This is a genomic window from Pseudoalteromonas sp. HL-AS2, from assembly GCF_031198805.1.
GTDB lineage: Bacteria > Pseudomonadota > Gammaproteobacteria > Enterobacterales > Alteromonadaceae > Pseudoalteromonas > Pseudoalteromonas nigrifaciens.
Window position 1 is genome coordinate 3,044,906 of record NZ_CP133571.1, and the last position, 24,870, is coordinate 3,069,775.

The following is a 24,870-nucleotide window of genomic DNA, read 5'->3' on the forward strand; positions in this document are numbered from 1 at the left end:
TTTTAGTCTGTGTATCCCCAAGGGGCTGCTGGCGGAGTGATGGGTTTAGTTAAATCAAAATCCACTTTAAATTCGCGGCCTTGACGAATTAAACGATAAGTAAATACCTCAGGATAAATATACATTTGCCAAGTATTACCTACCGACTGTGCTATCCCTTGTGCAACAAATAATTCTTTTGAATATTGATCGGCAGGAAACGACTGCATTTGTGCAAAGCCAGCATCATTTGTATGCCCGCCATACATAGTTGAGATGTCGTTAGAACCATTTTTATGGCGATGGTCGTGCTTTAAGCTTAAGCCACTGCCCGTTTTAGTAATAATCCAAGTGCGCGATGCATCATCACCCACATGAAATGGCACTTGCAGCTCACTGTCGGTACATTTGCGTACATGCATTACTAATTTTTTGCCCGCAAACGAGCTTGGTCCCGCGGCGTTATCAACACTTACCTTGCCTTCATAAGCTTTACCGCAATGTGCAGCAATATTACTAAAAAACGCATCGTGGCTAGCAATAGACACCAAAGGCGCAGGGCTTGCTACAACAGTTGATGAAGCCAATAATAAAGTGGCTGCAGTTAATAATTTCATCACATATTCCTTATAATAGTTTTTAGTACCATAGCCCTTTAACTCACTTAAAGGAAGTAATCACGATGAACCACCAAAGTGCAGGAGTAATCAACAAATGATACTTGCAACTCGCTGATAATTTTAAAATATAAATTGTTGCAAAAAAAATATAATAATTAAATACTGTCAACTGTAAAATTAATAACTAGCATGGAGCGCAGAACCAAATGACAAATTATATAGGCTTAATAATAGTCATATTATTATTGATTTTACAAAATCGTTATTACCTTTCCCTATGTAAATACCTTGCTCAGCAACACCCAAATGAATGGCAAAAGCTTACCCAAAACTCTTTAGATGGAACAGCACATGCCAACCTTGCTGAATCATTTAAAAATGGCTTTTTTGCGACCATAGATGACTCGAAAGTAACCCGTTTTCAAACCTTTAAAAGGATAAACTTATTAATAATAGCAGCCATTTCCGCCGCTAGTTTAGCTACTGCATTTTTATTTTGAACAAATTGATAAAACAATTAATGTGTTGCCGCTAAAATAAAAAAGCGCAGCTTATGCTGCGCTAAATACGTCTTTTTATTTATTTTAACAACTTACTGCCAAGGACGCTCTGCAGCAAGTTGCTGCTCAAACGCGTCTATTTGTGGGTTAAGCGTTTCGGTTACGCCAATAAAGTCTAGGCCGCTTAATAGACGCTCTTTTACGTCTTTGCGAATATCAAAACTAATGGGGGCAAATTTAGTGCTAGTCAGTGTTTGATTTTCAAGATCGATATCGATATGAATATCGTCATGTTGCTCACTTAACACAAATAATTGCTCTAGCGTATCGCCAGGCAGTGCAATGGCTAACATTTGATTATTGCCACAGTTATTGAAGAAAATATCGGCAAAGCTTTCAGCCAAAATCACTTCAAAACCATATTGCTTTAGTGCCCATGGCGCGTGTTCGCGTGATGACCCACAACCAAAGTTGTCGCGCGTTAGTAATATTTGCGCGCCTTGGTAGCAAGGACGATTTAAAATAAAATCAGGGTTTGGCTCGTCATTTTCTAAATAGCGCCAATCATAAAATAATGCGGCATCAAAGCCTTCGCGGCTGGTTGAGGTTAAAAACTGCTTTGGAATAATTTGATCCGTGTCCACGTTGTTTTTATCCAATGGGGCCATTAAGCCACTAAAATAAATGCTCATTAGGCTTCTCCTCTAATATCAACAAAGTGACCATGTATAGCTGCCGCAGCGGCCATTGCAGGGCTAACCAAATGGGTGCGCCCGCCACGGCCTTGACGTCCTTCAAAGTTACGATTTGAGGTGGATGCACAGCGTTTACCTACACCTAAGCGGTCGTCGTTCATTGCTAAACACATTGAACAACCCGGTTCACGCCACTCAAAGCCAGCTGCTTTAAAAATATCTGCTAAGCCTTCGTCTTCGGCTTGTTTTTTAACTAAACCAGAACCCGGTACAATTAACGCTTCAATACCGGCAACTACTTTTTTGCCTTCGACTATTTTTGCTGCTGCACGTAAATCTTCAATACGACTATTGGTGCACGAGCCAATAAACACGGTATCTACTTTTGCACTTGATAACTTTTCGCCCGCTTTTAGGCCCATGTACTTTAATGCACTGCGGATCGCATCAGCTTTAATTAGGTCAGGTTCTTTATCAGGATCAGGAATACACTCGTCTACGCCAATCACTTGCTCTGGGCTAGTGCCCCAAGTAATTTGTGGCTGAATGCTGCTGGCCTCCAGCTCAACAACATGATCAAACTGCGCACCATCATCTGTTTTTAATGTTTCCCAATACTTAACAGCTGCGTCAAAATCAGCGCCTTTAGGAGCAAATGGGCGACCTTTTAGGTAATCATAAGTGATTTGGTCAGAAGCAATTAAACCTGCTTTGGCACCCATTTCTATACTCATATTACACAACGTCATACGTGCTTCCATCGACAACGCTTCAATTCCTTCACCGCAAAATTCTGCAACGTAGCCCGTGCCACCCGCTGTACCTAACTTACCAATAACCGCCATAATTAAGTCTTTTGCAGTAACGGTGGGACGCAAACGGCCATTTATTTGAATTTTTAACGACTTAGCCTTTTTTTGTTGCAGTGTTTGCGTTGCTAATACGTGTTCAACCTCTGAGGTGCCAATACCGTGAGCAAGCGCACCAAATGCACCATGAGTCGACGTATGGCTGTCACCACATACTATGGTAGTGCCAGGCAAAGTTATACCCTGCTCTGGCCCCATAACATGCACTATGCCTTGATTAATTGAGTTTAAATCGTAAAGCACAATGCCAAACTCTTTACAGTTTGCATCTAGCGCCATTAATTGATTTTTCGACACTTCGCTAGCAGCATCCAATGAGCGACTTTTGGTCGATACATTATGATCCATAGTAGCGAAGGTTTTTTCTGGGCAGCGTACAGTGCGGTTTTTTTCACGCAAACCAGCAAAGGCTTGTGGTGACGTAACTTCGTGTACTAAATGACGGTCAATATAAAGTAAATCGGTTTGCTCGTTGATGCTGGCAATTGTATGTGCTTGCCAAATTTTGTCGTATAACGTTTGGGCCACTTGCTAATCCCCTAATCTGTTTTGAGCCGCAGCCTAACGGAGCTGCGGCATTAAAATGTGTTTTTAGTTAAATGCGCGCAACAATCGCTGCAGCAACATCATTGGTAGTGTAGCCAGCGTTTGGAAATATATCTGGCGTACCTACGCCCGCTGCAACGGCTTCAGCTACTGCTTTTTCAATGGTGCGTGCAGCTTCGTCTTGGCCCAATGAGTAACGCAGCATTAGTGCGGCACTTAAAATTTGTGCAATCGGATTTGCCACGCCTTTACCTGCAATATCGGGGGCTGAGCCACCGGCAGGCTCGTATAAACCAAAGCCCGACTGGTTCAAACTAGCCGATGGTAATAACCCCATAGAGCCGGTGATCATCGCGCACTCATCAGACAAAATATCGCCAAATAAGTTATCGCACAGCAATACATCAAACTGGCTTGGTTGTTTTACAAGCTGCATTGCTGCGTTATCTACGTAAATATAATCAAGTTTTACTTCTGGGTAGTCTTTACTTACTTCGGTAACAACTTCGCGCCATAGTACGCTTGATGCTAAAACGTTGGCTTTATCAACCGAAGTAACATGGCTACTACGCAGTTTTGCGGCTTCAAAGGCAAAACGTGCAATACGTTCTATTTCTTTACGTGAGTATCTTTGCGTATCGAATGCTGATTCATTTTCGCCTTCGCCGCTGCGCCCTTTTTCACCAAAATAAATGCCACCGGTTAGCTCACGTACACACAAAATGTCAAAGCCTTGCTCGCTAATATCAGCGCGTAGTGGCGATGCGGTGCTTAGTGCTGGTAATAATTGTGCTGGGCGTAAATTACAAAACAAGCCAAAGTGTTTGCGCAGTGGTAACAGTGATCCACGCTCAGGTTGCTCATCGGGCGGTAAATGTTCCCACTTTGGACCACCAACAGCACCAAATAAAATAGCATCGGCATTTTCACAGGCTGTAACTGTACTTTGTGGTAAGGCTTTTCCATGCTTATCGATGGCTGCCCCACCAATTGCATGGTGTTCGCGGTTTAGAGTAAAACCAAACTTATTGCTCACTGCATCCAGTACTTGCTCTGCTGCTGCCATTATTTCTGGGCCAATACCATCACCCGCTAATACGGCTACACTGTAGTTTGTTTTACTCATCCTGCTTTCCTTTGTTGTTTTAAATCAGACACTTTTTGTGCGCGATAAATTAAATTATAAACACGAACCATAGCGCGTACCGACGCTTCCACCACATCTGCTGCTATGCCGGCACCGTGATAAGGGCGGCCGTTAAATTTAGCAATAATGTTTACCTGCCCAAGTGAACTTGCACCTTGGCCTGTGGCTTCTAAGTTATACTCAATCATTTCTACGCTCATTCCGGTTAAGCGCTCAATAGCAGCAAAAGAGGCTTCAACTGGGCCATTCCCCGTTGCTGCTTCTTGTTTAGCTTCGCCATCTATCAACATGCCAATAGTAGAGCTGGCTACCGATTGTGAGTTAGATACCGAGTTAACAAACTCTAATTGGTACTTTTCGTCTTTGTCGTTAATTTGATTAAAGTAAATCATCGCTTCAAGGTCGTAATCGTATACAGTACCTTTTTGATCAGCCAAGGCTATAAAACTTTCGTATAGACTATCCATATCATAATCAGACTTTTGATAGCCTAATTCTTCTAAGCGATGTTCAATAACATGGCGTCCAGAGCGTGAAGTCATATTTAATTGGTTGCTCGGTACACCCACACTTTCTGGCGACATAATTTCGTAGGTGTTTTGCGCTTTTAATACGCCGTCTTGATGTATACCTGAGCTGTGTGCAAAGGCGTTCTCGCCCACAATGGCTTTATTAGGCTGTACTGGCATATTACAAATTTTAGCGACTTGGCGAGATGCGCGATAAATTTCTTCACTTTTAATATCGGTATACACGTTTAAGTGGTCTTTGCGCATTTTCATGATCATTGCCACTTCTTCAAGTGAGCAGTTACCCGCACGTTCACCAATGCCGTTAATAGTACACTCAATTTGGCGAGCACCCGCTTGCACAGCAGCAATAGAGTTGGCAACAGCTAAGCCTAAATCGTTATGGCAATGCACACTTAAGCGTGCTTTATCAATATTTGGCACATTGTTCATTAAATGGCGGATCATGCCTGCGTATTCGTCCGGCGTTACAAAGCCAACTGTATCGGGTAAATTAATAGTAGAAGCACCGGCTTTAATTGCCTGCTCTACAATGCGGCATAAATCCCAATGCGGTGTACGTCCGGCGTCCTCACACGAAAACTCCACATCATCGGTATAGTTACGTGCTAATTTAATTGATTTAACTGCCATAGCAGTGGCATCGTCCAAGCTCATGCGTAACTTGTGCTCAAGGTGCAAAGGACTGGTAGCAATAAAAGTATGAATTCGACTTTGCTGCGCGTTACGAAGTGCTTCGCCACATGCTTCAATGTCTTTAGCAACTGAGCGCGCTAGGCCACAAATAATTGGCCCTTTAACCTCGGTAGCAATACGCTGCACGGAGCGAAAATCTGCTGGGCTCGATACCGGAAAACCCACTTCCATTACATCTACATTTAAGCGACTAATGGTGTGCGCTAGCTGAATTTTATCATCTTCGGTAAGGCTTGCTTTAAGCGCCTGCTCACCATCACGTAATGTGGTATCAAAAATCCATACTTTATCTTGGTCTTGCATAACAGCCTCTCATTCCAATGCTATTTATTGTTAACTTATCCTACCGCGAGATAAAAAAAACCCCGCAAGTGCGGGGTTTTTTTATGTTTAGCTCAATGCAAACACACTAATCCCCGCTCACTTGCCATAGCAGTAAGAGGTTCAGTTTTAGTGTAATTAAACGAATAATATGCATCTTGCTTTCTTATTTGTGTCGAGTGAGGCTTATTTTTAACATTACCATGCACAAGGTGCAAGCATAAAAATTCTAATTTTTGTATTTAACATCGCTTTAAACAGAAATAATTATGCACTAAAGCAAGGTTTGGTGAGGTTTTTTAACGATAAAGCACCGCAAAGTGCTTAAATTACTAAGCACTGTAAAGCACAGTGCTTAGATTAACTTTTTACTCTGTTTAAATCTCTTTATTTGTTTCTCGCACATAATGCGTTGCACCACGAGTAATGTAGCGCAATTGCCAAATAACACGCTCTACTAACTCATCGCGTTGTAAGCCCTCTAAATCAAGCGCTTCTGCTCCAGCATTAAATACCAGTGTTACCATGGCTTCAGATTGAATATACGCATGGGTGGCATCGCATTTTGTTTCGCTTTCTAGGTAGTGCGCCAACTCTAAAATAAAGTGCTTAACTTCGCGTGCTACCGCCGCTCTAAACGCTTTTGAAGTACCAGATCGTTCGCGCAGTAATAACCTAAATTGATTACTCGAGTTGTCAATAAACTCCATAAAGGTCACCACCGAGGTATTTATTACGCTACCACCGCTGGCAATGCGTCGGCGCGCTTGGCGCATAAGTTGACGCAGGGTTAAACCCGCTTCATCAACCATGGTTAAACCCAGTTCGTTCATATCTTTAAAATGTCGATAGAAAGAAGTTGGTGCAATACCGGCTTCACGCGCAACTTCGCGTAAACTTAAGTTTGAAAAGCTATGATCGGCACTCAATTGATTAAATGCCGCCTCAATTAACGCTTGTCGTGTTTTTTGTTTCTGTTGCGCTCTAACACCCGACATCAACAGCTCCCTGAATGAATTTATAGCAAATTTTGATTAAAATAGTTTAATTACTCAGTCTAATACTTGACGCCAAGAGTTTGAAATATTATTTTAGCTTACAGTTGTACGCTGAGATAGAGAATTATGAACAAACCACCACTTATTTGGACCAACGTCCTATTTTTTAGCCTTACTTTTTTGGCCGCGATAACGCTTGTGCCTTGGTATGGTATTAACTACGGATTTTCTAGTGCCCACTGGATTGCCTTTGTCGGCTGTATGTTTTATGCAGGCTTATCAATTACTGCCGGTTACCACAGATTGTGGGCACATAAAACCTATAACGCCCATCCGGCGGTTGAGTTTGTGTTTGCCTTAGGCGGTGCATTTGCACTGCAAAACAGTGCACTACATTGGAGCAGCGACCACCGTGTGCATCACGGCCAAGTTGACGACCCAATAAAAGACCCTTATGCCGCAACCAATGGTTTTTGGTATAGCCATATTGGCTGGATGTTACGTGACTATCAAGCTGATAGCTACGGCGATTACAGTAACTGTCGCGATTTACAACGCAATAAAATTGTAATGTGGCAACACAAACATTATTTAAAGTTAGCTCTTTTAATGAATGTAGGCCTACCTCTTACGCTAGGATTACTAGTTGGCGATGTATGGGGCATGTTATTACTTGCCGGTTTACTGCGCTTAGTACTTAGTCAGCACTTTACCTTTTTTATTAATTCGGTAGCCCATATTTGGGGCTCTCGTCCGTACACCGAAAAAAATACCGCCCGCGACAACGGCTTTTTAGCCCTATTTACATATGGCGAGGGGTATCATAACTTTCATCATATTTTTGCCAGTGATTACCGTAACGGCATTAGGTGGTTTCATTATGACCCCACTAAATGGGTTATTCGCTCGTTAGCTGCCCTTGGTTTAGCCAGTAAACTAAAGCGCACACCGGTTGAACGCATTGAAAAAGCCAAGGCCGAAACTTTAATGAGCAAAACACAAGTTCGTCTTGCAAAATTGCCTTTAGCACAAGATAAGCTTACATTATTACAACAAGAATATGATTTACTGCTGAAAAAACTGCAAAATTATTGTTCACTACAAAAACAAGTGTTAGAAGTTAAAAAAAATAACATGGCAAAGCAGTGTGAACGTTCAGCATTAATGGCACAATACCATGAGCTGGAAGCCGCCTGGGAAAATCAGAAACAGGCATGGCTAGCACTTAATGCGAGGTTATTAAAAGCCTCTTTTAGTTAATATAGGAGTGGCTGTGGCCAAACAACCAGAAAAGAAAAAAACACCCGTGACATACCAATATGATGCAGTAATTATTGGCACGGGTCCTGGCGGTGAAGGTACCGCTATGAACCTTTCAAAAAATAACAAAAAAGTGGCTGTTATTGAACGCCACGAAGCCGTAGGTGGGGGCTGTGTACATTGGGGAACCATTCCCTCTAAAGCCCTACGTCACTCGGTTAGCCGTTATATAGAATATAAAACAAACCCTTTATTTAATACCGGTGATCGACTTGCTCGACTCACTTTTCCTGACATTTTACGCCATGCCAGCTCAGTTATTTCTAAGCAGTCTAATTTACGTAGCAGTTTTTACGACCGTAACCGTATTCAAATGTTTCAAGGCGACGCGCGTTTTATTGATAAACATACAGTTGAAGTAACTCGCCAAGATGGTTCAACTGAGCGTTTAACGGCCAAGACTATTGTTATTGCTACAGGTTCGCGCCCATACCGTCCGCCAGAAGTAGACTTTACCCATTCTCGTATTTACGACAGCGATACTATTTTAGGGTTAACCCACGATCCACATCGCGTACTTATTTATGGTGCGGGTGTAATTGGTTGTGAGTATGCCTCTATTTTTAAAGGCTTAGGTGCCAAAGTTGATTTAGTTAACACTCGCGACCGCCTACTTGCCTTTATGGACACAGAAATATCTGACGCGCTGAGTTATCACTTTTGGAATAGCGGTATTGTAATTCGTCATAACGAAGAGTTTGATCATATTGAAACCCGTGATGACTGTGTAATTATGCATTTAAAATCGGGTAAACGCGTAAAAGCTGACTGTATTTTGTTTGCTAATGGCCGCACCGGTAATACCGACAAGCTTAACCTTGAAGCAATTGGCTTAAAACCTGATAGCCGTGGCCAGTTAAAAGTAAACGAAACCTATCAAACCGAAATTGACAACGTATACGCTGTAGGCGATGTGATTGGTTACCCAAGCCTAGCGAGTGCCGCATTTGACCAAGGCCGTATTGCAGCTGATGCAATTTCTTGTGGCAACTGTGATGAAAAACTGATTATTGATATTCCAGCGGGTATTTATACTATTCCTGAAATGAGCTCAGTAGGTAAAACCGAGCAGCAACTTACTGCTGCTAAAGTTCCGTATGAAGTAGGTCGTGCGCAATTTAAACACCTTGCGCGTGCGCAAATTGCGGGTACTGAAGTGGGTACTTTAAAAATATTATTTCATACAGAAACCAAAGAAGTACTGGGTGTACATTGCTTTGGTGAGCGCGCCTCAGAAATTGTCCACATTGGCCAAGCCATAATGGAGCAAAAAAATGGCGGCAATAATATTGAATACTTTGTAAATACCACTTTTAACTACCCAACTATGGCTGAAGCCTACCGAGTTGCAGCGTTAAATGGATTAAATCGCTTATTTAAATAAAGCTTTTAAGCTAAGAATAACCTATGTAATGCGGTTATTTGATAAATAGGCAATAACGACACATAAGTGCCAAACACGCCCTATTAAAAAGCCCGCTTACTAAGAATAGTAAGCGGGCTTTTTGTTGTTTAGCATGCAGTAAAGTAACACACTAAACACTCAGTACTTTATTTGGTATTAATTACTTATGGTATTTAGCACTGAACTCATGCACGGCATTAATAAACACACCCGCATTTTCAGGGTCTACATCTGGTGTAATACCATGGCCAAGGTTAAATACATGGCCATTACCTGTGCCAAAGTCTTCTAAAATAGTCGCTACTTCTTGACGAATACGCTCCGGCGTACCGTGCAGCATTGACGGGTCCATATTACCTTGTAATGCTACTTTGTCGCCTACACGGCGCTTAGCATCGCTAATATTAATGGTCCAATCAAGGCCGATAGCATCACAACCAGTTGCTGCAATTGCTTCAATCCATTGGCCACCATTTTTAGTAAACAAAGTAACTGGTACTCTACGGCCATCGTATTCACGAATTAAACCATCAACAATTTTGTGCATGTACTGCAATGAAAACTCATTGTAGTCGCGCGGGCTTAATACACCGCCCCATGAGTCAAACACCATTAACGATTGTGCACCGGCTTTAATTTGCGCATTTAAGTAATCGATAACCGAATCAGCTAGTTTATCGAGTAATAAATGTAGCGTTTGCGGCTCTGCAAATGCCATTTTTTTAATTTTGCCAAATACTTTGCTGCTGCCGCCTTCAACCATATAAGTCGCTAACGTCCACGGTGAACCCGAAAAACCAATTAATGGTACTTCGCCTTTTAGTTCACGACGAATAGTACTAACCGCATTCATTACATAACCAAGATCGTCGTTTGGATCTAGCTTAGGAATTTTTTTAACATCGGCAAGCGATGAAATTGGACGCTCGAACTTTGGACCTTCACCCGTTTCAAAGTACAGACCTAAGCCCATAGCATCTGGAATGGTTAAAATATCACTAAATAAAATAGCGGCATCTAACGGGTAGCGGCGTAATGGTTGTAGTGTTACTTCGCAAGCAAGCTCAGCATTTCTACACAGGCTCATAAAATCGCCCGCTTGTGCACGTGTAGCACGGTATTCTGGTAAATAGCGTCCTGCTTGACGCATCATCCATACTGGAGTTACATCAACAGGTTGTTTTGCAAGTGCACGTAAATAACGGTCGTTTTTTAATTCGCTCATAGCGTAAAATAATCCTAATGCTTATAGAAATTGAGCAAGATTGTACCACCATATTCATTCCCTCTCTATCGCTAAGCGATTAAATTGACAGCAACAGGAGGTAGATCAAGATGTTTTGAGTTTTTAACTGTTTTTGACTATTAAACAAGCAAACAATAGCAACAATTAAAACTTTTCATTAATATGTTTGCAACATACTTAAATCCTTGGTATTGTTTATCCCGCGTTAACAAAAACAATAATAAAAATCTTAAAACAATAAAAATAAAAGTTTTAAAATAACAATAACAAAAATCTTCTAATAAAAATAAGAAAGCTTGTTATAACAAGCCATAGAAAAAAATTAAGCCACCGTAACAGGTGGTTTTTTCTTGCCTGCAATAAATTATCAATTCCCTACAAATAAAATAAACTGCTTCTAGATCATCTATTTTACTAGTTGATATACACATCAATTAACTATATCTTGAGGTATAAACAATTTTTACTTTTAACTAAAAAACCAACCCAGCTTAGGAGAACGATTATGCTGACGCGTGTAGAAAATGCTCAACAAAAGTGGGGGGGTAGCCATACTGTAATTGATAAATGGCTAAACGAGCGACAACGCCTCATTGTGCTTTATTGTAAGCTAGCTGGGTTTTCACCTTCTGATAAAAAAGATCATGCCCTGCCTGAACCACAACAAATTGAAACGTTTTGCCAAATTTTAATGGATTACTTATCTGCCGGTCACTTTGAAATATACGATGACATTGCTAAGGCTTGTGAAAGTAAAGGCCCAGAAAGCCAATTGCTAGCAAATGCTATTTACCCAAAAATAACAGATACCACCGACATTGCGCTAGATTTTAACGATAAATACGCTGAAGTTGATAAAGAAGATTTACTAGTAGGCTTTGACAATGACTTATCTGTTCTTGGTGAAGCACTTGAAGCGCGCTTTGCGCTAGAAGATGAGCTTATTGATAACTTATTTGCTAATCATACGGATTAACAAGCGCACCGTTATTTATACGCATTAAAAAAGGGACTTAAAGTCCCTTTTTGTATATGTAGGCTAAATTATTTTTAGCTTATCTCTTATTTACTCTGCTGCTGCAGCATCTGCATCACTTTGAATTTCTAATAATTCCACTTCAAATACAAGTGTTGAATTAGCAGGAATTTTACCTAAATCACGGTCGCCATAAGCTAGCTCAGAAGGAATTGTAAATTTATATTTAGAACCAACAGGCATAAGTTGTAAACCTTCAGTCCAACCAGTAATTACACGGTTAAGAGGGAAAGTTGTTGGCTCGTTACGTGAATATGAGCTATCAAATTCAGTACCATCTAAAAGTGTGCCTTTATAATGTACTTTAACTACATCAGTTGCAGCTGGTTTTTCGCCATCACCTTGAGTAATCACTTCGTATTGTAAGCCAGACTCAGTAACAGTAACGCCTTCTTTTTTAGCGTTATCAGCTAGGTATTTTACACCCGCTTCTTTGCTTTTTTCAGACTCTACTTTTGCTTGTGCTTCTTGCTTAGTACGCACTGATGTATCTAACTCAGTTAATACTTCGCGAATTTTTTCTTCGTCAATTTTTGCATTACCAGCAAGTGCATCTTCAAAACCACGAATTAACAGCGCTTGGTCTAGTTCAATACCAATTTCTTTTTTATCGGCTAAGTCTTTATTTAAAAAGTTACCTACCGATGCGCCAATACCGTATGCTTGTTGCTGCGCTACAGTGTCTAGTTTAACTTCAGCTTGCTCTTTTTTTGCTTCTTGATTACATGCTGTAAGCGCTAAAACTGACGCTGCAATCAATGACAATTTAATCGTCTTTTTCATTTTAAATCTCCGACACACTTTGCAGTTGCCATTTATTGTATTATTACTAGTTAAAGATTAACGACCTACATGATAGGCTGCTTGTTTAATAACTAAAATTTACGTTGTTAGCTAAACTAAAAACATATCCAGTGATTAGACAAACAACCTAGGCCTTCAACGAGACCTAGTCTAACCTCTCAATCACTAAGAGTTAAGAGGAAATGCTTGTAATATGCCGTTATTTCGTACTTTTTTTATCGTGTTTTGCTGTTTATCGGCCATCGCCTGTAGTGATGAAAAACAACAAGCTGTTGCCAGTTATGAACATGCTGCACAAGGCGCGTTTTCATCGGCGCTATCGCATGATGGTAAATACAGCTTAGTCTCCTCCATTAACCATGGGGTCGCGCTGTGGGATAATCAACAGCAAGCACTTAAATACCAATGGTTTCAGCAACAAGCCCAAGATAGCCTGGTTTATGCCGTTGCGATCGCTTTTGACAACAGTGTGGCTGTTACCGCCGAAAAAACCACCTTTGCGGTATGGGATATTGCCACCGGCGAAAATAAAGGTTACTACAAAATACAAAAATCCAGTATTCGCGATATTGCTATAAGCAATCAAGGCCGTAGCGTACTATACGGGCGCAGCGATGGCGTAGTAGTGTTTATTAACCTTGAAACTGGCCGCCGTATTGAGTTTTTAGGCCACCAAGAAAAAGTAAACACGGTCGATCTTGCCCCTAACGGGCGCTATGCTTTAAGTGGTTCAAACGATTACGTTGCTTACTTTTGGGATACGCGTACAGGGCAAGTGATTCATCGCTTTAACCACCCTACTCGTGTTACTCAAGTTACGCTTGACCCACAAGGTCGCTATGCATTTACGGCCGACAGTATGGCACAAGCAAATGTATGGAAGCTGACTACAGGTGACCTTGTAAGTAAACTGAAGTATATTGCGCGTCAGAAAGTTTTTACGGCGGTACGCTTTAACGATCAAGGTGATTTGCTAGCAACTGGGTCGCCTAATAAACGCATTGATTTATGGCAAATATCGAGCGGTGAAAAAATTCAAACTTGGCAAGTGACACCACGTGAAGGCAGTAAGCCTAAATCGGCCGTGGTGCTCGATGTAACATTTACAGATAACGGCAGGTCGTTATTAACCGAAAGCTCCAGCGGTATCGCAGAGCGATTTATTATACGAGAGAATAATGAACACAATTGAACATCGCTTAATGGAACTTGAGGCCAAAGTGGCTTTTCAAGACGAAACAATTGATATTTTAAATGACGAAATAAAAGTTCACCAGCAGCTGTTGGCAAAAATGAAACGCCAAACAGAGCTACTGGCTGAAAAAATTAAAGAATCGCAGTCATCATCATCGATGATGTCAAACGAACCTGAGCCACCGCCGCCGCATTATTAATATGCCGCTATGCAGCAAAGGATTTAATCTCCTGGTTTAAACACGCCTATAACTTGTTCAAACTGGCGTGTTGACGCCTGCACAGCCTGTTCTGGCTGTGCCATTTTATGGCCGCACTCTACACATTCTACTTTTTCTACATCATGCTCTTTGTAAAGCATTAACCTATCCATGGCTTTACATTCAGGACATGTTGCCCCAGCTATAAATCGCTTCTTTTGTTTCACGAGATTTTTCCCACAGTTTGACCTAATGTTATTTTATCGTATTACGTGATGCGTTGATACGGTTGATATGCCCAATACGATCCGTGTTATCATATTGGCAATTCAATTAGGGCACAGTAAAGTAACGCATTTATGATCCAAATCTCAGAAATAGAACTTCTTCGTGGCGGTAAAGCTTTATTAAAAAATGCATCTGCTACGTTATTTCCAGAGCATAAAGTAGGCCTAGTAGGCGCTAATGGTTGTGGTAAATCAACCCTATTTAGCCTCCTCAAAGCAGAGCTACAGCTCGATGGCGGTAACTTTACTATACCTAAAGACTGGTCTATAGCGTCAGTAAAACAAGAAACTCCCGCACTTGAAATAAGCGCAATAGACTATGTACTGCAAGGTCATCCGCAGTATTACGCTATGCGTATTGCACTGCGTGAAGCCGAGCAAGCTAACGATGGCGACGCACAAGCTAAAATACATATTCAGCTTGAAAACATTAAAGGCTACAGCATTGAATCAACCGCTGGTGAGCTATTACATGGTTTAGGCTTTGCTAATAACTTAATAGAAAACCCAGTAAGTTCATTTTCGGGTGGCTGGCGTATGCGCTTAAATTTAGCCCAAGCGCTTATTCGCGATGCCGACCTGTTATTACTTGATGAGCCCACTAACCACCTTGATTTAGACGCAGTATATTGGCTTGAACGTTTTTTACGTGCTTATACTGGCACTTTAGTGCTGATATCGCATGACCGTGAGTTTTTAGATGCCGTAGTTGATCAAATTTGGCATATAGATAAACAACTTATCAACGTGTACAAAGGCAACTACTCGCAGTTTGAGCGTCAAAAAGCCGAGCGCATGCTACAGCAGCAAGCCATGTTTGATAAGCAACAAGAGCAAATTGCTCATCTAGAACAGTTTATAACTCGCTTTAAAGCAAAAGCCAGTAAAGCTAAGCAAGCACAAAGCCGCGTGAAAGCACTTGAGCGTATGGAAAAATTAGCTCCAGCACATGCCGACTCACCATTTAACTTTGAGTTTGCCGAGCCAAAAGCATTACCAAACCCACTAATGACAATAGATAAAGCCAAAGCGGGATATGGTGATGTCACCATTTTAAATAATATAGAATTAAACTTAGTACCAGGCAGCCGCATTGCTTTACTTGGCCGAAATGGCGCGGGTAAATCAACGCTAATTAAACTGCTTTCGGGTGATTTAGAGCCTCAAGCTGGCGAAGTTATTCAGCACCATGGGCTAAATATTGGTTATTTTGCGCAGCATCAACTTGAATCTCTTGATTTAAAAGCCAATGCAATAACACATATACAACGACTAAACCCAAAGGCTACTGAGCAATCACTGCGTGATTTTTTAGGCGGATTTGCCTTTATTGGTGATAAAGCGCTTGAGCCAGTAGCACCCTTTTCGGGGGGCGAGAAAGCACGTTTAGTACTTGCCATGCTGGTATATCAAAAGCCAAATTTATTACTACTCGATGAGCCAACCAACCACCTTGATTTAGAAATGCGCCATGCACTTGTTATGGCACTGCAAGGCTTTGAGGGCGCTATGGTTACTGTATCGCACGACCGCCATATGCTTAAAAACACCGCCGATGAATTTTACTTAGTAGATGACGGCAAAGTAACTCAATTTGGTTACGACTTAGATGCGTATTACCAATGGCTGCTTAACGCCAATAAAGAAGCGACTAAAACAGAGCAAAGTGACGAAGTAAAAGCTAATTCAGGTATTAACCGTAAAGAGCAAAAACGCCTTGAGGCCGAATTTAGAAAAGCCACGCAACCGCTTAAAAAACAAATTGAAAAGCTCGAAAAGCAACTCGACAAATACGCTGCAGAGCTCAATGAGGTTGAAGTAGCATTAGGTGATAACGAGCTATATTCTGATGACAATAAAGCCAAGCTAAAAGAGTTACTAGCCAAACAAGCCACACTTACACCTAAGCTTAACGACATTGAAGAAGCGCTCCTTATGGCACTAGACGAAATGGAACAAAAAGAGCAGGCGTTCGCCGATGAACTTGCTCAATAGCGACCATTTTTGGCAATTTTCCTGCACTTTGTACGCCAAGCCAGTGCAACAACAAACCTTGCTGGAGTTACAAAACCAGCAAGGTAAAAACGTTAATTTGTGTTTATTACTCTTGTATTTAGATTCACTAAACTTAGTTGTAAATAGTCAGCAGCTTGGAGTATTAACACAAGTTGTTAATGAGCTCGATAATAACGTGATGCAGCAACTACGCGCAGCACGCAGTTATTTAAAAGTACACCAACAAGCTATTACTGACTATGCAAACATACGCAAAGAGCTGCTTAGCGCTGAGCTCAAGCTTGAAAAGCAGCAACAGCAAATGCTAATAAATGCAGTAAATGAATGTGAATTGGTAGAGTGTACCGAGCCAAATAATATTGAATTATATTTAAAGGCCAGCTTTTAGGTACAAAGCGCCAGAAAAAACAGCTCGCGCATATTTCAATACTTATGAGTCCTACCCTCTTTTACTGCTCATTCTTTTCTGTTTGTGCAAAAGATCTTTAAGTGACTTATTCACAAACAGGTTAAAAGGCGCTGCGCTTTTAGAGGGAAAAATTAAAACCTCTTTAATCCTTATATTCTCAGTGGTCAAAGCTGTTTTCACCTGCTCCCTTTACCCATCAGTTAAACCTAATACCTTCTTCTCAAAACATGATCCAAATCAACTTCATATCGCTCATTATTTCACTTAGGTAAATAACTTGATCTTGATCATAACTGTATTCCTAAACCCAGCTTATGATTAACCCATAGACATTAGGAGGCAAGTTATGGACGTATTCTTCAGAGATTTTTTTACCGACCCAGTACTGTTCTTATCGTTTGGTTTTCTGGGGATCGTTATTAGCTTGTGCCTTTTCTTTGTATACTACTTTATTAAGAAAGTACAAGAAGCAGAAATTCCTGACCAAAATTAAGCACGACGCACAAAGCGCCTATCAGTTTACTGATTAGGCGCTTTTTATTTTCCTAGCCGAAAAATTTGCTACACTAGCGCCTCGTTTATTGCAAAGTGTGTAGTACAAACATGATCCATAAGTTCAAACCCGCATGGTGGATGACCAATCGTCACGTTCAGACCATAATGCCGCGTTTTTTCCGCCCATTTCATCATACTCGCTACCAATTGGAGCAACTTGATACTCCCGATGGTGACTTTATCGAGCTTGCTTGGTCGCTACCGCATAACGAAACGGCTCCTCTTGCTGTGGTACTACATGGACTTGAAGGCAATATAAATAGCTTTTATGCCAAAGGCATGATGAAAGCCTTAAAAAAGCAAGGTTTTGCAGTGGTGCTTATGCATTTTAGAAACTGCTCCACCGAAGTAAATCGCTTACCACGTGCTTATCACAGTGGTGATACCGCCGACTTAAGCTTTTTTATAAACCACTTAAAGCAGCTATATCCAAACCGACCTTTAGTTGCGGTAGGCTTTTCGCTAGGTGGTAATGTATTAGCTAAGTATTTAGGCGAACAACAGCAACAATGCCCGCTAAGTGCAGCAGCACTGGTATCTGCACCTTATGATTTATCGGCATCATCGGATGTTATTCGAAAAAGTTTAGGTAAAATTTATCAAAAATATTTACTCGATCGCATGAAAAAATCAATGCAGCGTAAATTGCCACAAATTAAGCAGCAAATATCGATAACTACCGATCAATTAATGGAAATTGACGACTTGTTAGAGTTTGATAATCAACTTACCGCGCCTTTACACGGCTTTGAAAATGCACATGATTATTACCGCCAAGCCAGTGCTATGCCGTATTTAAAACATATAGCGGTGCCAACATTAATTATTCATGCCAAAGACGATCCTATGCTCTCTATAAAGGCCGTACCAAGTAGGCAAGATGTGAGTGAGCATGTTACGCTGCGCATCTCTGAAAAAGGCGGGCATGTGGGCTTTATTAGCGGTAAAAATCCATTTAAGCCGGTATTTTGGTTAGAGCAAGCAGTGCCAAGTTATTTTGGCCAATATGTATTAAATAAAACCAACAAAGAGTCAGTATGATCATTCCTTACGAGCAACTTGATAAAGACACCTTATACAACCTAATAGAAAGCTATGTACTGCGCGAAGGCACTGATTATGGCGAAGTAGAAGCCAGTATTGAGTCGAAAGTAAACCAAGTAAAGCTGCAGCTTAAAAGTGGTGAAGCTATGGTATTTTTCTCAGAACTACATGAGTCGGTAACTATCATTTCCAAAGGCGAATTTAAAGCGCTGCAAAGTGAAGAGCATCAGGCACAATCGTTTGATTAGATACAGTTAACTTTGTAGCACTTGTAACTTTTGTATTGAAAGTACACAATGGCTTTTTACCCAAAGAGCCATAAAATGATAAAACTCAGCACTCTAGTGGTAGCCATATCACTAGCATTAAGTAGCCAAGCCAATGCAACAACAATAACCGCATCAGATAAAGCAATTAAGCTGGCAAAAGACACAATTTTAATTGATACCCATATTGATGTACCTTACCGTCTACACGACAAATGGGCCGACGTTACCAAAGCCACCGACGATGGTGACTTTGACTACCCTCGCGCTATACAAGGCGGTTTAAATGCCCCATTTATGTCGATTTACATTCCTGCTCACTTAGAATTTGAAGGCAAAGGTAAAAGCTATCAACTTGCTAATTTACTTATTGATAGTATGGAAGCAATTGCACAACGTGCACCCGACAAATTTGCAATTGCCAGCTCAACTGCCGATATAGAAGAGCAGTTTAAGCAAGGTAAGCTTTCGATTGCTATGGGCATGGAAAATGGCTCACCTATTGAAGGTGATATGAAAAATCTACAACACTTTTTCGACCGTGGTGTGCGTTATATTACCCTTGCTCATTCGCAAAGCAATCATATTTCTGACTCGTCATACGACATTCGCCGTAAATGGAAAGGCTTAAGCCCTTTTGGTAAAAAGCTAGTTACTGAAATGAACAACATTGGCATGTTAATCGACGTTTCGCACATTTCTGATGATGCGTTTTATCAGGTAATAGAACTCTCTAAAACACCCGTTATAGCTTCGCATTCATCGCTACGCAAATACACACCCGGTTTTGAGCGTAATATGAATGACGACATGCTACTGGCGCTGAAAAAAAATGGCGGGGTTATTCAAATTAACTTTGGCTCAAGCTTTGTTACCGCTAAAGCAGGTAGTTGGGGCAAGCAGCTAAAAAGTACAAAAGAGTCTGCAAAAAAAGAAGGCACCAAATTAAGTAATGATTTTGATGCTGCATATCGCGCTAAAAACCCCTACCCATTTGCCAGCCTCGAGCAGGTGCTTGATCATATTGATCACGTAGTTGCGCTAATTGGTATTGATTATGTAGGTATTGGTTCTGATTATGATGGTGTTGGCGATTCGCTGCCAATTGGCTTAAAAGACGTATCTAGCTATCCTAACCTAGTACAAGGTTTAATGGACAGGGGCTACAGTGATACCGACATTAAAAAGATTTTAAGCGGCAATACACTACGCGTTTGGAAACAAGCCGAAGCGTATGCGAAAAAGCATTAGGCTCTAGGTATCAGGTATCAGGTATCAGGTATCAGGTATCAGGTATCAGGTATCAGGTATCAGGTATCAGGTTAGAAAAACATAACTAACACTAACTTCAATATATAACGCGGCCAATGGCCGCGTTTTTCTATCCTCAACTTGCATAAATCTAAGCCAACAACGCCACCCTCATGCTTTATCCTCGAGGTTCGTAAGCCTCAACCCACGCTACGACGATAAAGTTAACACCGCTCTGCTCTACCTGAAGCCTCGTACCTAATATCTAAAACCTGAAACCTGCACTTTATTACAGGCATTAAAAAAGGCCACCTAAGTGACCTTTTTCTAACAATTAACTTAAACGTTAATTATTACGCTACGATGTTTGCAACAACGCCAGCGCCTACAGTACGACCACCTTCACGGATAGCGAAACGAAGACCTTCGTCCATCGCGATTGGCGCGATTAGAGTTACTGTCATCTTAACGTTATCACCAGGCATTACCATTTCTACGCCTTCTGGTAACTGTACGTCACCAGTTACGTCAGTTGTACGGAAGTAGAACTGTGGACGGTAACCTTTGAAGAATGGAGTATGACGACCACCTTCATCTTTTGAAAGTACGTATACTTCTGATTCAAAAGTAGTGTGTGGCTTGATTGAACCAGGCTTAGCTAGTACTTGACCACGTTCAACGTCTTCACGCTTAGTACCACGTAAAAGTGCACCAATGTTCTCACCAGCACGACCTTCGTCAAGCAGTTTACGGAACATTTCAACACCAGTACAGATTGACTTAGTTGTATCACGGATACCAACAATTTCAATCTCGTCGTTGATGCGGATAATACCAGCTTCAACACGACCAGTTACAACAGTACCACGGCCTTGGATTGAGAAAACGTCTTCGATAGGCATGATGAATGCTTTATCGATGTCACGCTCTGGCTCTGGAATGTAAGAATCAAGTGCGTTTGCAAGCTCAACAATCTTATCTTCCCACTCTTTCTCGCCTTCAAGCGCTTTAAGTGCTGAACCTTGAATTAGTGGTAAGTCATCACCTGGGAAATCGTATTCTGAAAGAAGTTCACGAACTTCCATTTCTACTAGCTCAAGTAGCTCTTCGTCATCAACCATGTCACATTTGTTCATGAACACGATGATGTAAGGAACGCCAACTTGGCGAGAAAGTAGGATGTGCTCACGTGTTTGTGGCATAGGACCATCAGTCGCAGCTACTACTAAAATAGCACCGTCCATTTGAGCAGCACCAGTGATCATGTTTTTAACATAATCGGCGTGACCAGGACAATCTACGTGTGCGTAGTGACGAGTAGGCGTATCGTATTCAACGTGAGACGTTGAAATTGTGATACCGCGCTCGCGCTCTTCTGGAGCGTTGTCGATTGATGCGAAATCTTTAGCAACACCGCCGTATACTTTTGCAAGTACGTTAGTGATTGCTGCAGTTAATGTAGTTTTACCGTGGTCAACGTGGCCAATTGTACCTACGTTAACATGCGGTTTTACGCGTTCAAACTTTGCTTTTGCCATGACGGAACCTATCAGTTTTGTGTATCTATATTACATATGAAAATAATCCACCATAGGTAGATTAAGTTGATTTTTTCAAATTTCAAATAGTTTTTTCTGACAGATAAAGGAAGCGTTTAAGGAGGTTCTTAAAACTGGTGCTGATAGGCAGAGTCGAACTGCCGACCTCACCCTTACCAAGGGTGCGCTCTACCAACTGAGCTATATCAGCATCACCATAAACTGGAGCGGGCAGCGGGAATCGAACCCGCATCATCAGCTTGGAAGGCTGAGGTAATAGCCATTATACGATGCCCGCGTTAGGAACCTGTTCTTAAAATACCTCTAACCGTCAAGAATAAAGTGGTGGAGGGAGCTGGATTCGAACCAGCGAAGGCTGAGCCGTCAGATTTACAGTCTGATCCCTTTGACCGCTCGGGAACCCCTCCACGATAATTCTTTACTAATGCACTTTCGGTAAAAAGGAAAGTGGTGCCGACTAACCGAGTCGAACGGTTGACCTACTGATTACAAGTCAGTTGCTCTACCAGCTGAGCTAAGTCGGCACTGCTTTAGTACGGGGCGAGATATTAGAGTAAGCTTTATTGGGATGCAACTATAAAATTAAAATAAATGAGAATTTATTGTTTAAATGCTCACAATTCAGGCAAAAACCGGCTTTTTTATAATTTATTGCTATTTTCATCTAATTCATACCAATAATTTAAGCCTTTAATAACCAACATTGGATCAAAAATACTCTCTTTGAATTGCTGTTGTAATAACGAACCATAACCACCGGCAAAAATAATTTGCGTATTTTTATCATTTAAATAAGGTTTAGCTTGGTTAATTGCTCCTATGGTGGCAACCAAGGCACCATTTTTTAAACCATTTGGGGTGTTTATTCCCAGTTGATTAGTAAATGGCGTATTTTCATCATCAAAAACGCGCTGGGTATTTTGCGTTAACGAGCGGGTCATTAAATCAAGGCCAGGTAAAATCCAGCCACCTAAATGCTGCCCGTCACAATTGAGTACATCAATTGTGGTAGCCGTACCGGCATCAACAACTATGCAGGCCTTATTTGGATACAAGGTAAAACTTGCAATAAGTGCCAGCCATCTATCTATGCCTAAATTATTAAAGTGCTCGTAAGCACAGGTGAGCCCACCTAGCGTTTTAGTTACTTTAGCTTCAAAGCAGCTAATACTATTAAAGGCGGCTTGCGCTAAAATAGCATTAAGTAGCTCACTGCGCCCTACGCAAGCATAAATAACGTGTGTAATTGCATGCCAAGGTAAATTATTTAAATCACATGCTTGAACTTGCTCGTTTTGCCACAGCTTAGCTTTAAGTGAAGTATTGCCTACATCAATAAGTAATTTCATAGTTGCGCCTTTCTGAGCGAAATTTCGCCGCCGTAATAGCTTTTTACTTCACCATCTTGGCGAATACGAATTCCGCCTTGTGAGTCTATTCCCTCACATATTCCGCGCCAACTACGATGTCCGGTATTTAGCTCTACACATTCACCAGCAAATGCATTTAAAGCATTCCATTGCTGATGCATGCTCTGTAAACCGCTTTCACTATACTGCTCTAAACGCTGCTCTAAATAATAAGTAAGCGAGGCAACCAACTGATTTTTATTAAGCTGCTGCGTATGTTGACTTAAATCAGTCCATGCTTGATCAATGTGCTGACTAAAGCTCTCTGGCATTTGTAAGTTAATACCTATGCCTATAACTAACTGACAAGGACCTTGCGGTTGCGCGTCGAGCTCAACTAATACGCCAGCGAGCTTTTGTTTATTGAGGTAAATATCGTTAGGCCATTTTAGCTCTACTTCTATGTTGTATAGCGCTTTAATAGCATCATATACAGCTAAGCCAACCACTATAGATACGCCCATAGCGGCTTGTATGCCATCATCTAAACGCCAAAAGTAACTATAATATAAGTTGGCTCCAAATGGCGACTGCCAAACCCGGCCCCGACGCCCACGCCCCAACTGCTGCATTTCGGCCACAATAACAGTACCCGATTCAAGCTCAGTTTTTGCTTGTATGCGGCGCATTAGCTCACTATTAGTGGAGTCTATTATGGGGTGTACTTCTACTTTGGCGGTAGTTGCACCTAACGCTTGATAGTGTTGTTGTATTTGCGCTTGGTTTAACAGTCCGACTTGGCTATTTAAGCTGTAACCTTTACCAGTTACCTTAAAAATATCTAAGCCCATTTCTTGTAAGCTTTTAATATGCTTACTAATAGCTGCGCGGCTAATACCCAGTTGCTCGCCTAATACCTGCCCTGAAATAAAACCACCTTGATTGAGGGCATTTAAAATGGCGAGTTTATTTCCATCGGGTGCTTTCATGGCGTTGGCTCCGCTGTAATATGGCATTCACTATTGTTATTAATTAAGCGTACTTCGTGCTCTAACATAATGTTGTAACGAGAAAATACGCTGTGTTGAATATGTTTAATCATCGCAATTAAATCGCTTCCTTGGCTTTGGCCGTAATTTACTAGCACTAGGGCTTGTTGTTTATGTACCTCAATACCTGCAATGCGGTAGCCTTTTAAACCCGCTTGCTCTATTAGCCAACCCGCAGCCACTTTATGGTGCTTTGCACCGTGTTTATAATGCGGTAAATCTGCAAAGGTTGTTAATAAGGCAGCTAAACATTGATTAGTAATAATGGGGTTTTTAAAAAAACTACCTGCATTAGGTAAGGTATAAGGATTGGGCAATTTGCTGTTACGTGTTGCTATTACTTGCTCAAATACCGCTTGTGGCGTAACGGCTGCAAGTTGCTGCAGCGGTCCATAACTCAATACCGGCTGCCACTCTTTAGGCAAGGCTAAATGCACAGTAGTGATCACCGCTTTATTTTTTAACGCGTGTTTAAAAATAGAATCGCGATAGCCAAATTCACATTGCGCATTATTTAAGGTATTAAAGGTTTTGTTTGCTATATCAAAATACTCAACCGACTCTACAAATTTAGCCAATTCAACTCCGTAGGCACCAATATTTTGCACCGGCGCAGCACCCACAGTACCGGGAATAAGCGCTAGGTTTTCAAGCCCGGGAATGTTTTTAGTCAACAGCTCGCTGACTAGTTGATGCCAGTTTTCGCCAGCGGCCACGCTAATTAAGTAATCGTTTGCGCGCTCTTTTATTTGTACACCTTGAGTTGCCATTTTAATAACAGTACCGGTGTAATCATTTAAAAATACCGTATTACTGCCCTCGCCTAATAGGCAAAATGGGGGCTTAAAGCTTTGCGTTTTAAGCTGCTCTAGGTTATTAATTTTAACAAATTGTTGGCATTGGCTGGTTAATGCAAATGTATGTAACGTTTGTAATGAGTGCGCCACAAAGCTCTCTAAATATACCGGTAACTAATCGC

General features: G+C 41.3%; 24 protein-coding genes and 4 tRNA genes. 11 read left to right on the plus strand and 17 right to left on the minus strand.

What is annotated here, in order from left to right:
- Positions 1–2: 2 nt before the first annotated feature.
- On the minus strand, positions 3–596 hold the full coding sequence (locus RB215_RS14190; protein ID WP_011329517.1) for a hypothetical protein: 594 nt from the start codon (positions 594–596) through the stop codon (positions 3–5).
- A gap of 209 nt (positions 597–805) precedes the next feature.
- Between RB215_RS14190 and RB215_RS14195 the strand changes: the two genes are divergently transcribed.
- Entirely contained in the window at positions 806–1,099 is a 294-nt protein-coding gene (locus RB215_RS14195) for a hypothetical protein (protein WP_011329518.1), read from the plus strand.
- A 92-nt stretch (positions 1,100–1,191) separates the two neighbouring features.
- Here RB215_RS14195 and leuD read toward each other — a convergent pair whose 3' ends face one another.
- The 5 genes from leuD to fabR form a co-directional block, all read right to left on the minus strand.
- Positions 1,192–1,791: a 3-isopropylmalate dehydratase small subunit gene (gene leuD, locus RB215_RS14200; protein WP_011329519.1), complete on the minus strand. Its 600-nt coding sequence runs from the start codon at positions 1,789–1,791 to the stop codon at positions 1,192–1,194.
- On the minus strand, positions 1,791–3,191 hold the full coding sequence (gene leuC, locus RB215_RS14205) for a 3-isopropylmalate dehydratase large subunit (RefSeq protein ID WP_309216607.1): 1,401 nt from the start codon (positions 3,189–3,191) through the stop codon (positions 1,791–1,793). Before leuC ends, leuD begins: the two co-directional genes overlap by 1 nt.
- 67 nt (positions 3,192–3,258) lie before the next feature.
- Complete coding sequence (leuB, locus tag RB215_RS14210; protein WP_011329521.1) at positions 3,259–4,335, minus strand: 3-isopropylmalate dehydrogenase; 1,077 nt, start codon at positions 4,333–4,335, stop codon at positions 3,259–3,261.
- Entirely contained in the window at positions 4,332–5,885 is a 1,554-nt protein-coding gene (leuA, locus tag RB215_RS14215) for a 2-isopropylmalate synthase (RefSeq protein WP_011329522.1), read from the minus strand. Before leuA ends, leuB begins: the two co-directional genes overlap by 4 nt.
- Before the next feature lie 395 nt (positions 5,886–6,280).
- A complete protein-coding gene (gene fabR / locus RB215_RS14220; RefSeq protein ID WP_011329523.1) occupies positions 6,281–6,901 on the minus strand; it encodes an HTH-type transcriptional repressor FabR in 621 nt (206 codons plus the stop codon).
- 126 nt (positions 6,902–7,027) lie between these two features.
- Between fabR and RB215_RS14225 the strand changes: the two genes are divergently transcribed.
- A complete protein-coding gene (locus RB215_RS14225) occupies positions 7,028–8,161 on the plus strand; it encodes a fatty acid desaturase (protein ID WP_011329524.1) in 1,134 nt (377 codons plus the stop codon).
- Positions 8,162–8,174: 13 nt separating this feature from the next.
- Positions 8,175–9,605, plus strand: coding sequence for a Si-specific NAD(P)(+) transhydrogenase (gene sthA, locus RB215_RS14230; protein ID WP_172459241.1), 1,431 nt, complete (start codon positions 8,175–8,177; stop codon positions 9,603–9,605).
- Between the two features lie 181 nt (positions 9,606–9,786).
- On the opposite strand, the gene hemE is transcribed toward sthA, so the two are convergent.
- On the minus strand, positions 9,787–10,851 hold the full coding sequence (gene hemE, locus RB215_RS14235; protein WP_058374381.1) for a uroporphyrinogen decarboxylase: 1,065 nt from the start codon (positions 10,849–10,851) through the stop codon (positions 9,787–9,789).
- Positions 10,852–11,377: 526 nt separating this feature from the next.
- Here hemE and RB215_RS14240 point away from each other — a divergent pair.
- Positions 11,378–11,848, plus strand: coding sequence for an Rsd/AlgQ family anti-sigma factor (locus RB215_RS14240; RefSeq protein WP_011329527.1), 471 nt, complete (start codon positions 11,378–11,380; stop codon positions 11,846–11,848).
- 90 nt (positions 11,849–11,938) lie between these two features.
- Here RB215_RS14240 and fkpA read toward each other — a convergent pair whose 3' ends face one another.
- Complete coding sequence (fkpA, locus tag RB215_RS14245) at positions 11,939–12,691, minus strand: FKBP-type peptidyl-prolyl cis-trans isomerase (RefSeq protein ID WP_011329528.1); 753 nt, start codon at positions 12,689–12,691, stop codon at positions 11,939–11,941.
- 214 nt (positions 12,692–12,905) lie between these two features.
- Between fkpA and RB215_RS14250 the strand changes: the two genes are divergently transcribed.
- Entirely contained in the window at positions 12,906–13,904 is a 999-nt protein-coding gene (locus tag RB215_RS14250; protein ID WP_309216609.1) for a hypothetical protein, read from the plus strand.
- Entirely contained in the window at positions 13,891–14,106 is a 216-nt protein-coding gene (locus tag RB215_RS14255) for a SlyX family protein (protein WP_011329530.1), read from the plus strand. The genes RB215_RS14250 and RB215_RS14255 overlap by 14 nt, the downstream gene beginning before the upstream one ends.
- A gap of 23 nt (positions 14,107–14,129) precedes the next feature.
- Here the strand turns inward: RB215_RS14255 and RB215_RS14260 are convergent, their stop codons facing one another.
- Entirely contained in the window at positions 14,130–14,333 is a 204-nt protein-coding gene (locus tag RB215_RS14260) for a YheV family putative zinc ribbon protein (protein ID WP_041454614.1), read from the minus strand.
- Positions 14,334–14,465: 132 nt separating this feature from the next.
- Between RB215_RS14260 and RB215_RS14265 the strand changes: the two genes are divergently transcribed.
- The 5 genes from RB215_RS14265 to RB215_RS14285 all read left to right on the plus strand — a co-directional run bounded on the left by RB215_RS14265 (position 14,466) and on the right by RB215_RS14285 (position 19,934).
- Positions 14,466–16,388, plus strand: a complete 1,923-nt coding sequence (locus RB215_RS14265) for an ATP-binding cassette domain-containing protein (protein ID WP_089368872.1) — start codon at positions 14,466–14,468, stop codon at positions 16,386–16,388.
- On the plus strand, positions 16,372–16,797 hold the full coding sequence (locus RB215_RS14270; RefSeq protein ID WP_089368873.1) for a TIGR02444 family protein: 426 nt from the start codon (positions 16,372–16,374) through the stop codon (positions 16,795–16,797). Before RB215_RS14265 ends, RB215_RS14270 begins: the two co-directional genes overlap by 17 nt.
- Before the next feature lie 624 nt (positions 16,798–17,421).
- Positions 17,422–18,414 carry a hydrolase gene (locus RB215_RS14275; protein WP_011329535.1) on the plus strand — a complete coding sequence of 331 codons (993 nt, stop codon included), beginning with the start codon at positions 17,422–17,424 and terminating at the stop codon, positions 18,412–18,414.
- Positions 18,411–18,665 (plus strand): YheU family protein, encoded by a 255-nt coding sequence (locus tag RB215_RS14280; RefSeq protein WP_011329536.1) that lies wholly within the window; start codon positions 18,411–18,413, stop codon positions 18,663–18,665. Before RB215_RS14275 ends, RB215_RS14280 begins: the two co-directional genes overlap by 4 nt.
- 75 nt (positions 18,666–18,740) lie before the next feature.
- Positions 18,741–19,934, plus strand: coding sequence for a dipeptidase (locus RB215_RS14285; RefSeq protein WP_011329537.1), 1,194 nt, complete (start codon positions 18,741–18,743; stop codon positions 19,932–19,934).
- A gap of 353 nt (positions 19,935–20,287) precedes the next feature.
- On the opposite strand, the gene tuf is transcribed toward RB215_RS14285, so the two are convergent.
- The 8 genes from tuf to murB form a co-directional block, all read right to left on the minus strand.
- Positions 20,288–21,472 carry an elongation factor Tu gene (gene tuf / locus RB215_RS14290; protein WP_011329538.1) on the minus strand — a complete coding sequence of 395 codons (1,185 nt, stop codon included), beginning with the start codon at positions 21,470–21,472 and terminating at the stop codon, positions 20,288–20,290.
- Between the two features lie 135 nt (positions 21,473–21,607).
- Positions 21,608–21,683: transfer RNA gene (locus RB215_RS14295), tRNA-Thr, on the minus strand.
- Positions 21,684–21,695: 12 nt separating this feature from the next.
- A tRNA-Gly gene (locus tag RB215_RS14300) sits at positions 21,696–21,770 on the minus strand.
- Positions 21,771–21,815: 45 nt separating this feature from the next.
- Positions 21,816–21,900: transfer RNA gene (locus RB215_RS14305), tRNA-Tyr, on the minus strand.
- A 41-nt stretch (positions 21,901–21,941) separates the two neighbouring features.
- A tRNA-Thr gene (locus RB215_RS14310) sits at positions 21,942–22,017 on the minus strand.
- Positions 22,018–22,134: 117 nt separating this feature from the next.
- A complete protein-coding gene (locus tag RB215_RS14315; protein ID WP_011329539.1) occupies positions 22,135–22,842 on the minus strand; it encodes a pantothenate kinase in 708 nt (235 codons plus the stop codon).
- On the minus strand, positions 22,839–23,831 hold the full coding sequence (gene birA, locus RB215_RS14320) for a bifunctional biotin--[acetyl-CoA-carboxylase] ligase/biotin operon repressor BirA (protein ID WP_179807643.1): 993 nt from the start codon (positions 23,829–23,831) through the stop codon (positions 22,839–22,841). Before birA ends, RB215_RS14315 begins: the two co-directional genes overlap by 4 nt.
- Positions 23,828–24,838 (minus strand): UDP-N-acetylmuramate dehydrogenase, encoded by a 1,011-nt coding sequence (gene murB / locus RB215_RS14325; RefSeq protein ID WP_208834992.1) that lies wholly within the window; start codon positions 24,836–24,838, stop codon positions 23,828–23,830. Before murB ends, birA begins: the two co-directional genes overlap by 4 nt.
- Between the last annotated feature and the right edge of the window lie 32 nt (positions 24,839–24,870).